Here is a 447-nt window from a genome sequence, read left to right on the forward strand (position 1 = left end):
AGCGGGCATGACCGCATCACCAACTTTGCCAAGGATGACGTTTTTGCCACGTCTAAGGCGCTGTTCGATTCCAATGGTGACGGCATCATCACCTTTGGCACCAACAAGGTGCTCGATCTGGATGGTCCCGATGCTGGCATCGACACGGTGTCCTTCGATGGGCTCGATGCCAAGAAGGGCCTGCGATTTCTCGGCGAGGGCTGCGAGGACGTCTTCGTCTACGCCGACGCGACCGTGCGGCCCAAGGGCGCGCTGGAAGGTAAGCTCGGCGATGATGCGCTCGCCGGCGACAACCCCGATGCCAAGGCCAACACCTTCTTCTTCGACACCGCCCTCGACCTCAATCTGGGCCACGACAAAATCACCAATTTTGGCGGCAAGGACATTTTGGTGACGACGACGAAACTGTTCGACTCGAACAATGATGGCAAGATTGGTTTCGGTTCC

1 protein-coding gene is annotated in these 447 nt (G+C 57.9%); it reads left to right on the forward strand.

The features are described from left to right. Positions 1-447: hypothetical protein (locus BQ8482_RS38520; RefSeq protein WP_165848809.1), on the forward strand; the 447-nt coding region annotated here is incomplete at both ends.

It is taken from the genome of Mesorhizobium delmotii (assembly GCF_900149755.1).
In the GTDB taxonomy this organism is placed as follows: Bacteria; Pseudomonadota; Alphaproteobacteria; order Rhizobiales; family Rhizobiaceae; genus Mesorhizobium; species Mesorhizobium delmotii.